Origin of the sequence: Prevotella sp. 10(H) (assembly GCF_000711235.1) — a bacterium.
Lineage (GTDB): Bacteria > Bacteroidota > Bacteroidia > Bacteroidales > Dysgonomonadaceae > Dysgonomonas.
The window spans coordinates 107,690-120,028 of sequence record NZ_JOMI01000007.1; the positions used below are offsets into that span (position 1 = coordinate 107,690).

Consider the following 12,339-nt stretch of genomic DNA (forward strand, 5'->3'; position numbering starts at 1 on the left):
TTAATAAAAAACACTTTATAAGAATGAAACAGGTTAATAGGCGAATAACAGGACTGCTAATCTGTGCAGTCCTGCTATTTTCTTCGGTAAACGCCCAACAAAAAGATACATATCTGGATGAAAAATCACCGATGCATGACCGCATCACTGACTTATTATCCAAACTCTCCATAGAGGAAAAGATCAGCCTACTGAGGGCAACCTCTCCCGGCATCGAACGGTTACAGATACCCAAGTATTACCACGGTAATGAATCACTGCACGGCGTTCTCAGGCCGGGGCGATTTACCGTTTTCCCTCAGGCTATAGGATTGGCCAGTATGTGGAACCCCGAACTTCATTATCAGGTTGCTACTGCTATCTCGGACGAAGCTCGGGGACGTTGGAACGAACTCGAACAAGGTAAGTTGCAAACACAGCGTTTTACCGACCTGCTTACATTCTGGTCTCCTACAGTAAATATGGCTCGGGATCCGCGTTGGGGGCGTACACCTGAAACCTATGGTGAAGATCCCTATCTGTCGGGAGTGCTGGGAACGGCGTTTGTTAAAGGATTGCAAGGAGACGATCCGCGCTATCTGAAAATCGTATCTACACCTAAACACTTTGCCGCAAATAACGAAGAACATAACCGTTTTGTATGTAATCCTCAAATATCGGAAAGGCAACTGCGCGAATATTATTTCCCTGCATTCGAGATGTGCGTGAGAGAAGGAAAATCAGCTTCTATTATGTCGGCGTATAATGCCCTAAACGATGTACCCTGTACTGCTAATCCATGGCTGTTGACCAAGGTTCTCCGACATGATTGGGGATTTAACGGATATGTAGTATCCGACTGTGGAGGTCCCAGCCTGCTCGTATCGGCTATGAAATATGTAAAGACAAAAGAAGCTGCAGCGACACTTTCCATCAAGGCGGGTCTTGATCTGGAATGTGGCGATGATGTATACATGCAACCTCTGTTGAATGCGTATAATCAATATATGGTCTCTCAGGCTGATATAGATACTGCTGCTTACAGGGTATTAAGGGCAAGGATGCAACTCGGATTATTTGATGATCCTGAGCTAAATCCGTATAATAAGATTTCTCCTTCTGTTGTGGGATCTGAAAAACACAAACAACTGGCGCTGGAAAGTGCCCGTCAAAGTATTGTCCTTTTGAAAAATAAGAACAATACGCTTCCATTAAATTCTAAAAGAGTTAAGTCCATTGCTGTTGTAGGTATCAACGCTGGAAATAGTGAATTCGGCGATTATAGCGGTATTCCTGCAAATGCTCCTGTTTCTATTCTGCAAGGGATAAAAGATAAAGTCGGCGATAAAACTAAAATTGTTTATGCACCTTGGAAATCGGCTTTGGACGGAAAAGAAATGATATCTGCAGCATATTTCCCCGGTGGATTAAAGACCGAATATTATACAAATATGGATCTTTCGGGACAAGCTAAAGTAAGAAACGAAGAATGGGTAAATTTCGAACCCGCAAATCAGGCACCCGATCCGTTTATTCCTCCTTTCCCTCTATCGATCCGTTGGACAGGAAAATTACGTCCCGAAGTTACGGGAGATTATACCATTTATTATACAGCCGATGATGGTTGCCGCCTTTTTATAAACGGGGAAAAGCTGATAGATGCATGGCACGAAAGAAGTATAGCCACCGACTCGGTTTCACTTCGGCTCGAAGCTGGAAAAGAGTATGACATCAAAGCCGAGTATTTTAATAACCGTGATAATTCGGTTGCCAAGCTTTATTGGAAAGTTCCTTCTATCGGCACGAAAGAACGTCTCGATATGTACGGCGAAGCCGGAAAAGCCGTTCGCGAATGTGAAAAGGTAATTGCAGTATTGGGAATAAACAAGACTATCGAACGCGAAGGTCAGGACCGATATGACATACACCTTCCAGCTGAACAAATGGAATTTATCAGGGAAATATACAAAGTGAATCCGAATACAATAGTTGTCTTGGTAGCCGGCAGTTCACTGGCCATCAACTGGATGGAAGAAAATATTCCGGCCATCGTCAATGCATGGTATCCGGGTGAGCAGGGAGGTACAGCTGTAGCCGAAGTATTATTCGGAGATTATAATCCGGGTGGAAGGTTACCGATTACCTATTACAATACTCTAGACGAGTTACCTGCTTTTGATGATTATGATATTAGTAAAGGTCGCACTTATCAATATTTCAAGGGGAAGCCGCTCTACCCTTTCGGTTATGGCCTGAGCTATACAACTTTCGTCTATAATAATCTGAAGATTGAAGATGCCGGTACATCCGTAAAAGTATCATTCAATCTGAAAAATACCGGAAAGATGTCAGGGGATGAAGTTTCTCAGGTGTATGTAAAAATGCCGGAAACAGGGGTCGTTATGCCAATGAAGGAACTGAAAGGATTTCAACGTAATACAATAAAGAAAGGTGAGAACAGAAAAGTTGAAATAGAAATAAGGAAAGACTTATTGAGATATTGGGACGACAAAACTGAATCATTCATCAACCCTACTGGTGAATTTGAATTTATGGTTGGCTCTTCATCCTCCGATATTAAATTAAAAGGAAATTTCACTTTGAAGAAATAATCAGATGGTTTAAGAATTTTAATTATTATGAAAAAAACTATACTATTCACATTTTTCATTATGGTGTTGTCTGCACAGCTATATGCACAAGACTATAAACAAACAGCTACCGGAGTTAAAACTGATATTGGCCCGACAGGCATTGAAATTCAGTTCTACAGTCCGACGATCGTCCGTGTATTAAAATACCCGAAAGGTGATATTCCCAAGAAACAGAGCCTATCAGTAATAAAGCAAGCTGAGAAAACGGATTTTCAGATAGAAAGATATAACAATGTAATTACACTTTCATCTACAGAAGTAGTAGTTACATTAAATCTTCTTACAGGAGATGTGGCTTTCAACGGAACAGACACTCGCCCTTTCATCGCTGAGAAAAGCGTTTCCTCCGTATTTACCCCTAGAAATTACAAAAGCGGGAAAACATACGAAATACAACAAACTTTCCTATTTGACAAACAGGAGGCTGTTTATGGTCTGGGACAGCATCAGCAGGGATATATGAATCAACGGGGTAAAGAAGTCTCCCTTAGCCAGAAGAATACGGAGATTGCTATTCCTATTATTCATTCGGTAAAAGGATATGCGGTATTTTGGGATAATTATTCTCCTACTACATACAAAGATTCTTACGATGGACTATCTTTTTCTTCTGTTTCGGGTAAGTGTATTGACTATTATTTTATGTATGGAAAAAATATGGACGGCACAATTGCACAGATACGTGACCTTACAGGACAGGCTCCTATGTTCCCGCTATGGACATATGGATTCTGGCAAAGCCGCGAGCGTTATGCCTCTCAGGATGAATTGCTGGGAACGGTAAAGCAGTACCGTGATCTGGGAGTACCTCTCGATGGTATTATACAGGATTGGCAATATTGGAGTACTGATAATAAACGTTGGAACGCTGCCGAATTTGGAAATCCGGCATTTCCCGACCCAAAACAAATGATAGAGGATGTGCATAAAATGAATGCACATATCTCTATATCCGTTTGGCCGTCGTTTGGTCCGGAAACCAATATTCATAAGGATTTGAAAAAGAAAAAGCTTTTATTCGATTTCGAGACATTTCCACAGGATAACGGAGTGAAAGTATATGATGCATTTAATCCTGAAGCCCGTAAAATATATTGGAGCTACATGAATAAAAACATGTTTTCTATCGGAATGGATAGTTGGTGGCTGGATGCTACAGAACCGGAAAATAGTACTGGGGAATCATCATTCGATGAGAAAACATTTCTGGGGCCATACCGTGATGTGGCTAATGCCTATCCTTTGGTTTCTGTTGGTGGTGTGTATGATAATCAGCGTAGGGTTACTTCCGACAAGCGCGTATATATACTCACCCGTTCCGCTTTTGCAGGGCAGCAGCGTTATGCTGCTAATTCATGGTCGGGGGATATCGACTCCCGATGGAGTGTGCTTCGTAAGCAAATATCTGCCGGATTGAATTTTTCCCTATGTGGCATTCCTTATTGGAATACAGATATAGGTGGTTTTTGGGCAGACCGGGTATATAAAGAAGGAGTCAGGGATAAGGCCTTCCATGAACTCTATGTCCGTTGGTTGCAGTTTGCCACATTTACGCCTATGATGCGTTCGCACGGAACGAATACTCCACGTGAGATTTACCAGTTCGGAAAAAGAGGTGATTGGGCGTTCGATGCTCAGGAAAAATATATCAATATGCGTTACAGCTTGCTTCCTTACATGTATTCGATCGGGTACGATATTACCCAAAATGCAGGCACTATGATGCGTGCTCTGAGCATGGATTTTCCAAAAGACACAAAGGTTCATGAAATCGATAATGAATATATGTTCGGAAAATCGATTCTGGTTGCTCCGGTTACCGATTCCATGTACGTTCATCGTAGCAGAGGGCGTTTGATTGAAGATATCGACGGAGCAGTTATGCAAAAAATATATTTGCCAAAAGGAACTAACTGGTATGATTTCTGGACAGGTGAAAAAATCAAAGGCGGCCAAGAAATAAGTAAAGCCACTCCGATAGATATAATACCACTATATATCAAGGCCGGAACTATTCTTCCGTGGGGGCCGAAAGTACAATATGCAGAAGAAAAGAGATGGAATGATCTGGATATATTCATTTATCCGGGAGAAGACGCAGAATTTGTGCTTTATGAAGATGAGAATGATAACTACAATTACGAAAAAGGTGCATTCTCTGTCATAAAGATGAAATGGGATGACAAAGAAAAGACATTAACCATAGCTTCGCGTCAGGGAAAATTTTCGGGTATGTTGCAAAAAAGAAATTTTAAAGTCACCCTTCTCAATCACGGAAAAAGCATTCAGCATTCTTTAGGAAAACCTGATAAACTTATTGTATATACAGGTGATGAAATTAATATTAAATTGTAGTGTTTAAGCAGTAATTAAGTGTGTCTTAATGTTTCTATTAAGGTAATTTTAATGAGAAGAAAATATTTTTGAAGGAGTAAACTAACATAGAATCGCTTTAAATCATTTAGCCATGAAAAAGATTTATTACATATCAATGGTTTTCTTCTTTTTGCTCCTTTATGGATGCTCAGACACGCCGCGTTACAAAGATGCAAATGCTTCGCCGGAAGATAGGGTAAAGGACCTGCTCTCCCGTATGACATTGGAAGAGAAAGCTGCCCAATTGGACATGCTTTCGGCCAATGATATCTTGGACGGGCCCGATAAATTGAAAGAGAATGAAGCCCGCTACTTCCTCGATTCAATGTGCATCGGTTCCATCCATGATTTCTATCCCAAAACGGCGGCTATAGCCAATGAAGTCCAGAGACGGGCAGTTGAAAATTCCCGTTTAGGAATTCCTATTATCTTCATTGAAGAGGCGCTGCACGGTTATCAGGGAGAAGGTGCAACGACATTCCCAACCCCTATAGGTAATTCTTCTACATGGGATACTACATTGATTAATAATATAGGTAAAGCCATTGCTACCGAGGCCAGAGCCCATGGGATACATTTCGTGCTTGGACCGAATCTCGATTTGGCACGCGATATAAGATGGGGGCGCACCGAAGAAACATTCGGGGAAGACCCTTATCTTTCATCACGCTATGCAGTCAATCTGATAAAAGGAATGCAGGGAAATAGCCTGAAAGATAATAATACAGTTGTAGCCGAACCAAAACATTTTGCCATACATGGTATACCCGAAGGAGGCGTAAATACATCTCCCGTATTCATCGGGGAGCGTGAAGCCCGTTCAACTCATCTTTATGTATTCGAAAAAGCCGTAACGGAAGCTAAAGCAAAAGGAATAATGGCAGCATACCACGAAAGAGACGGAATTCCTGCGATATCCGACCCTTGGTTATTAAAAACGATCCTAAGGGATGAATGGGGATTCGATGGTTTCGTCGTATCTGATCTCGGAGCTATTGCCAAACAATATAAAGACCATCATACTGTTGCATCGGGTGAAGAGGCAATCATCACATCTCTGAAAGCTGGGCTGGACATGCAATTCTATGATTATCCCCATGATGTATTCCAAAGAACAATCGTTCAGGCCGTGAAAGACGGTAAACTCCCTGAAAAAGATTTAGACAGAGCTGTCGGGAGTGTATTAAGGATAAAGTTCGAACTGGGGTTATTTGATAATCCTTACACGGATGAGTCTCTCGCAGGGAAAGTATACCATAGCGAAGAGCATCAGAAACTTGCATTAGAGGCTGCCCACAAATCGATCGTATTGCTTGAGAATAAAGATGATGTTTTGCCACTGGATAAAAATATAAAATCGATAGCTCTTGTCGGTAGTCTGGCAAATGTGTCTTCATTAGGAGGTTATTCTCCGGCCGGGGCAAAAGGGGTAACGGTATATCAGGCACTGAAAAAGAGATTCGGGGACAATGTGAAGATCAATTTTGTAAATAGCGATATATCGGAAAGATTTTCCAACATTCCACCTACTGCATTGACGCCAAAATCGACTACAGACAAGAACGGATTAGATATCGAGTTTTTCAATAATACCGACTTTAGCGGTACCCCTGTTTATAACTCGATTAATGATAACCTATCCGTATACTGGCATAATCTCAGTCCCGCCCCGGGAGTAAATTCGGATAACTTTTCAGTCCGGTGGAACGGATATATTACCGCACCAGTAACTGGTGAATATGAATTCTACCTGAATGCGGACGACTATGCACGCGTCTATATAAATAATGAACTGTTTATCGATTGCTGGGGAATAGATAAGGTAAAACAAACTATTAACAGAAAAATAAATATGACAGCCGGTAAGCCGGTACCTATACGGCTGGAATATGCCGAACTGGAAGACATTGCTTTTGTAAATCTCCGGTGGAGAATGACGCAGATTACCTCGTCGTCCTTGTTTAAAGATGTAGCCCGTGCTTCTGCGGTGTCCGACGTCACCATTGTAGTGATCGGAGAAACAGATAGCGAAGTAGGTGAAAGCCGCGACAGGCAAAACCTCTATCCGCATCAGGCTGATCTGGATATCATTAAAACAGCAAAACAAGCCAATAAACCTGTTGTAACAGTAATGCTCACCGGCAGGCCTCTCGTGCTTACCGAAATTGCAGCCAATTCATCCGCCCTTTTACAAGCATGGTATCCGGGAGAATCGGGAGGAGATGCTATTGCCGATGTATTGTGGGGAGACTACAATCCTTCCGGAAAATTATCGATCAGCTTTCCAAAAGAACAAGGTACATTACCGATCTATTATTCGAAAAAACCTTCGGCAAGCCGTAGATATGTGGATGGAAACGGTGACCCGTTATATGAATTCGGTTACGGTCTCAGCTATACGGAATTCACTTACTCCGGAATGAATATTTTGCCAGAGAATCCAAATATTACGGACAATATTACAGTTACCGTCAATTTGAGAAATACGGGAGATATAGATGCGTCGGAAGTGGTACAATTATATATAAATGATAAGGTTAGTAGCGTAGCCACTCCTGTGAAACTGCTTAAAGGGTTTGCTAATGTATTCCTGAAAGCCGGAGAAAACAAAGATGTAAAAATAGTTCTCACACCGGAACACCTGTCATTGATAAATGCAGATATGAAACGTGTTGTAGAACCGGGCGAATTCGAAATTATGGTAGGCAGTTCTTCTAAAAATATTCACCTGACCCAGACAATAAATGTTGTAAAATGAAATACTTTATCAGTTTATTATGCTGTTTGACAATAACATTATCAATACAAGCACAAAAGAAGATTGCATGCATAGGAGCCAGTATTACCGAGGGCGTCCGCACAACGGATCCTGCAAAAGACTCATATCCTTCGCAATTAGCCCGTTTACTCGGTAGCGAATACAAAGTACTCAACTTTGGGCTCGGAAGCCGGACAATCCTACGTAAAGGTGATTTTTCATATTGGGAAACAAAACAATATAAAGAAGCACTCGAGTGTAACCCTGATATCGTATTCATTGATCTGGGTGGAAATGATGCAAAGTTGCAGAACAGAATATATATGGATGAAATGACAGATGATTGTAAAGATATGATACGTTCTTTCAAGAATCTTCCGTCCAATCCGCGTATAATAGTAATGCTGCCTTTCGTATCATTTGAGCCAGATACTACTCAGATATGGGATCGTGTAATAGTAGACCGGATAATTCCACGGCTGCAGCAGGCTGCTTATGAAGAAAACGTAGAAGTGCTGGATATGCATTCGCTACTTATCGATAGGAAAGACCTGATGCCAGATAATATACATCCCGAAGATGAGGGTTCGTCTATCATAGCCAAAAGATTATATGATCAGGTCGTACTCGGTACGGATAAAAGTTTCGATTTACTGAATAATATAAAGGAACAGTATACAGTCAGCAACTTTAAAGGTTATACGTGTGCCGATTTCAAAATAAGAGGGCGGGAATGTAAGGTGGTAAAACCAAGATTTGCGGCAGAAAACAAGCCGTGGATATGGCGCACACGTTTTTGGGCACACGAACCTCAGACTGACATTGCACTACTTGAGAGAGGTTTTCACCTTGTTTATTGTGATGTGGCCGAATTAATGGGAAATAATGAAGCTTTATCCATCTGGACGGATTTCTATACAATACTCACCAAAGCAGGACTATCGAAGAAAAGCACAATGGAAGGTATGAGCCGCGGAGCTATGTACTCTCTTTGCTGGGCTGCGGCGAATCCCGATAAAGTAAATTGCGTGTATATAGATAATCCCCTATTGGACTGCCGATATCTGGCCGACAAAGAAGGCGACTTGGGGCAAATGACTAAAGACTTTATGGATGCATATAATCTGAAAACCAGAGATGATATTCGCAATTTTAAAGGAAGTCCTATAGACAAAGTAGAAGATATTGTGAAAGGAAAGTATCCGATACTCATCCTTTGTGCCGATCAGGACGAAGCTGTATCGCCGACTCAGACTATACGGTTCGAACAAAAGATAAAAGCACAAGGTGGAGATATCACAGTAATAATGAAACCGGGCTTTAAACATCATCCGCACAGCTTCCCAAATCCTTCTCCAATCGTAGATTTTATACTGAAAGCAACATACAAACATTAAAATCAATAATCTATATGAAAAAATCTTTCTTCTCAACAACTAAAATAGCCGGCCTATTCCTAGGGCTTTCTTTATCAATGTTCTTTTCTATGAATATTTTTGCTCAAAAGAATCCTTTTATACAGCATATGTATACAGCCGACCCATCAGCGCGCGTATGGGCAGACGGTAGACTTTATGTGTACGCATCTCATGATATCGCTCCGCCAAGAGGCTGTGACCTTATGGATCAATACCATGTATTTTCCACAGACGACATGGTAAACTGGGTAGATCATGGTGAGATATTACGATCTAGCCAGGTGCCATGGGGAAGGCCTGAAGGTGGATTCATGTGGGCTCCGGATTGCCTCTATAAAGATGGTACTTATTATTTCTTTTTTCCTCATCCTAGCGAATCGAAATGGGATCATAGCTGGAAAGTAGGAGTGGCAACAAGTAAGTACCCTGCGAAAGATTTTACGGTACAGGGCTATGTAAAAGGAATGGAGTCTATTATAGACCCTCATGTTTTTATGGATGACGACGGACAGGTATATATCTATCAAGGAGGCGGAGGTGTCTGCAAAGGCGGAAAGCTGAAAGACAACATGATGGAAGTGGACGGAAAGCTGCAAACGATGGAGGGGCTTCATGACTTTCACGAAGCACCATGGATACATAAGCGGAACGGAATTTATTATCTGTCTTACTCTGATAACCATGACGAAAATTGGAATGACGGAGTAAAAGGTGATAACAGGATGCGTTATGCTACCAGTAAAAGTCCGCTCGGGCCATGGGAACATAAGGGGATTTATATGGAACCGACCAATAGCTATACAAATCATGGCTCGATCGTTGAATATAAAGGCCAATGGTACTCTTTCTACCATGACAGTTCACTCTCGCTAAAGAATGGAGAATTTAACGATTGGCTGCGTTCAATTTGTGTCGACAAGTTGTATTTTAATCCGGATGGGACAATACAGATGGTGAAACAGACAAAACAAGGATGGAAATAAAATTTAACCGATAAAAACCATATAATGAAAAAGATTCTTTTAGCTATCAGTTTTCTGATATTAGCACTCGTATCAAACAATATTTACAGTCAGCAGAATCCATTTATCAGGCATATGTATACAGCTGACCCTTCTGCTCATGTATGGGCGGACGGACGGTTATATGTCTATGCTTCACATGATATTGCACCACCTAAAGGTTGTGACCTGATGGATCAATATCATGTGTTTTCTACCGATGATATGATCAATTGGGTGGACCATGGGGAAATTCTCAGATCGAGTCAGGTACCTTGGGGAAGACCCGAAGGTGGGTTTATGTGGGCACCGGATTGTGCCTATAAAGATGGAACTTACTATTTTTATTTTCCTCATCCGAGCGGTACGGAATGGAACAAGACTTGGAAGGTGGGAGTTGCCACAAGTAACAAGCCTGCCAGTGATTTCAAAGTACAGGGATACATCGATCTGGGCGAAGATAACTTTGCTATGATCGACCCTTGCGTTTTTACAGATGACGACAATCAAACATACTTCTACTATGGAGGCGGTGGCAGGTGTAAAGGAGCCAAGATGAAAAGTAATATGGTAGAGTTAGACGGGAAATTGCAAGATATGGTAGGTTTGGATGATTTTCATGAAGCAACATGGGTACACAAATACAATGGCACATATTACCTTTCGTACTCGGATAATAATCCCGGAGCTAACCGCAAAAAATATGCAACCAGTAAAAGTCCCTTAGGCCCATGGACTTATCAGGGAATATACATGGACCCTACTGATTGTGATACAAACCATGGATCAATTGTAGAATATAAAGGACAATGGTATGCATTCTATCATGACAGTTCGCTTTCCGGAAAAGGAAATTTGCGTTCTATTTGTGTAGACAAGTTGGAATACAACTCCGATGGAACGATAAAAGAAGTAACTCCGACAAAGCAGGGTTGGAAATATTAGTATATATTATTTATTGATTTTCACAGTTTTTAATAAATAAGATGGCACATACCCACTTTTAGTTTTTAAATGTGTCCTTGTTCACGTTTTGCATTATGGGAATTTACTTAATTAAGCCGTTCAAGGATAGGGTATTTTATTTGCCGATGCACACTTTGTATATAATTTATTATCAATATATTAACTGCAATATTAGACAAAACGGAGAGGCTTTTATGATTTATCTTGTATTTTTAGTGAAAAAATGTAAAATTTTTACTTGCAATATCTATCATATCTATTAATATTCAATAAATTACAAATTGTTTTTCTTTGGAAATAACATTAAAATTGCCCCCATGCTCTAATCTAAATTGCCCCCCTAGAGATTTTTTGTTTAGGAGTAAAAAAAGCAGTCATTTTTGTTTGTAAAAAGCCATTATTTTTGTCGGTTTTTACTAATTAAATTTCACAAATATAAACATTCCTGGTTAGACTTTTTACGTCTGAGTGATTCACCATGTAACTCAACTCTCAGGGATTGATGTACAATCCTGTCCAATACAGCATCGGCAATAGTTTTCTCCCCTATGATATCATACCATTCCTTAACCGGTATCTGGGATGTAATCAATGTGGACTTCTTCCCCTGCCTGTCTTCTATGATAACCAGTAGAGTGACTCTTGCCTGTGAGTCAAAAGGTTGTAAGCCAAAGTCATCGAGTATAAGCAGGTCTGTTCTCTCTATCCTTTTAAGTTCGGTCAGGTTGGTACCTTTGGCTTTAGCCAGTTTAAGCTGTCCCATCAATTTGGCTGTTGAAGCATATAGCACTCTGTATCCCATCTGACAGGCATGAAAGCCTAATGCCGATGCCAAATAGCTTTTTCCTGTCCCTGTGCTACCTGTAATAAACAAGTCTTTGTGTTCCTTGATAAAGTCCAACGAAGCCAGCCTGTGTACTTCATTCTTATCCAAACCCCTTTCTACCGAGTAGTCGAGCTGTTCCAGGGATGCCTTGTAGCGGAAGTTAGCCATCTTGATAAGCCTGGCTATGGACTTGTTCTTACGGTCATCCCATTACTGTTTACCAGTAGGCAGATGAACTGGTCGGGTGTAATGTCTCTTTAAAGGAGCCTTCCAGATTGGTCTTAAAAGCCTCATACATACCAAATACGCGCATCTGGCGTAACTTGTCCAATGTTTGATTGTTCATGATTTATTTTTGATT

At 41.0% G+C, this 12,339-nt stretch carries 6 protein-coding genes and 1 pseudogene; 6 read left to right on the forward strand and 1 reads right to left on the reverse strand.

Annotated elements, in window-relative coordinates; all coding sequences use genetic code 11:
* Window positions 1-23: 23 nt before the first annotated feature.
* The 6 genes from K348_RS0111975 to K348_RS0112000 all read left to right on the forward strand — a co-directional run bounded on the left by K348_RS0111975 (window position 24) and on the right by K348_RS0112000 (window position 11,131).
* Window positions 24-2,591 carry a glycoside hydrolase family 3 C-terminal domain-containing protein gene (locus tag K348_RS0111975; protein WP_029905185.1) on the forward strand — a complete coding sequence of 856 codons (2,568 nt, stop codon included), beginning with the start codon at window positions 24-26 and terminating at the stop codon, window positions 2,589-2,591.
* Between the two features lie 27 nt (window positions 2,592-2,618).
* Entirely contained in the window at window positions 2,619-4,988 is a 2,370-nt protein-coding gene (locus tag K348_RS0111980) for a TIM-barrel domain-containing protein (RefSeq protein ID WP_029905186.1), read from the forward strand.
* Window positions 4,989-5,100: 112 nt separating this feature from the next.
* The gene (locus K348_RS0111985; RefSeq protein ID WP_029905187.1) at window positions 5,101-7,767 is read left to right on the forward strand and encodes a beta-glucosidase; all 2,667 of its coding nucleotides are present in this window, start codon (window positions 5,101-5,103) and stop codon (window positions 7,765-7,767) included.
* Entirely contained in the window at window positions 7,764-9,164 is a 1,401-nt protein-coding gene (locus K348_RS0111990; protein WP_029905188.1) for a GDSL-type esterase/lipase family protein, read from the forward strand. The genes K348_RS0111985 and K348_RS0111990 overlap by 4 nt, the downstream gene beginning before the upstream one ends.
* 77 nt (window positions 9,165-9,241) lie before the next feature.
* The gene (locus K348_RS0111995) at window positions 9,242-10,168 is read left to right on the forward strand and encodes a family 43 glycosylhydrolase (RefSeq protein WP_231496800.1); all 927 of its coding nucleotides are present in this window, start codon (window positions 9,242-9,244) and stop codon (window positions 10,166-10,168) included.
* A 24-nt stretch (window positions 10,169-10,192) separates the two neighbouring features.
* On the forward strand, window positions 10,193-11,131 hold the full coding sequence (locus tag K348_RS0112000; protein ID WP_029905190.1) for a family 43 glycosylhydrolase: 939 nt from the start codon (window positions 10,193-10,195) through the stop codon (window positions 11,129-11,131).
* Window positions 11,132-11,579: 448 nt separating this feature from the next.
* Here K348_RS0112000 and istB read toward each other — a convergent pair.
* Window positions 11,580-12,324, reverse strand: a pseudogene (gene istB / locus K348_RS18475) (IS21-like element helper ATPase IstB).
* Window positions 12,325-12,339: the final 15 nt, after the last annotated feature.

Coding starts and splice junctions, on each gene's coding strand:
- K348_RS0111975 (WP_029905185.1), top strand. CDS start 24: ATGAAACAGGTTAATAGGCGAATAACAGGACTGCTAATCTGTGCAGTC.
- K348_RS0111990 (WP_029905188.1), top strand. CDS start 7,764: ATGAAATACTTTATCAGTTTATTATGCTGTTTGACAATAACATTATCA.
- K348_RS0112000 (WP_029905190.1), top strand. CDS start 10,193: ATGAAAAAGATTCTTTTAGCTATCAGTTTTCTGATATTAGCACTCGTA.
- K348_RS0111985 (WP_029905187.1), top strand. CDS start 5,101: ATGAAAAAGATTTATTACATATCAATGGTTTTCTTCTTTTTGCTCCTT.
- K348_RS0111980 (WP_029905186.1), top strand. CDS start 2,619: ATGAAAAAAACTATACTATTCACATTTTTCATTATGGTGTTGTCTGCA.
- K348_RS0111995 (WP_231496800.1), top strand. CDS start 9,242: ATGTTCTTTTCTATGAATATTTTTGCTCAAAAGAATCCTTTTATACAG.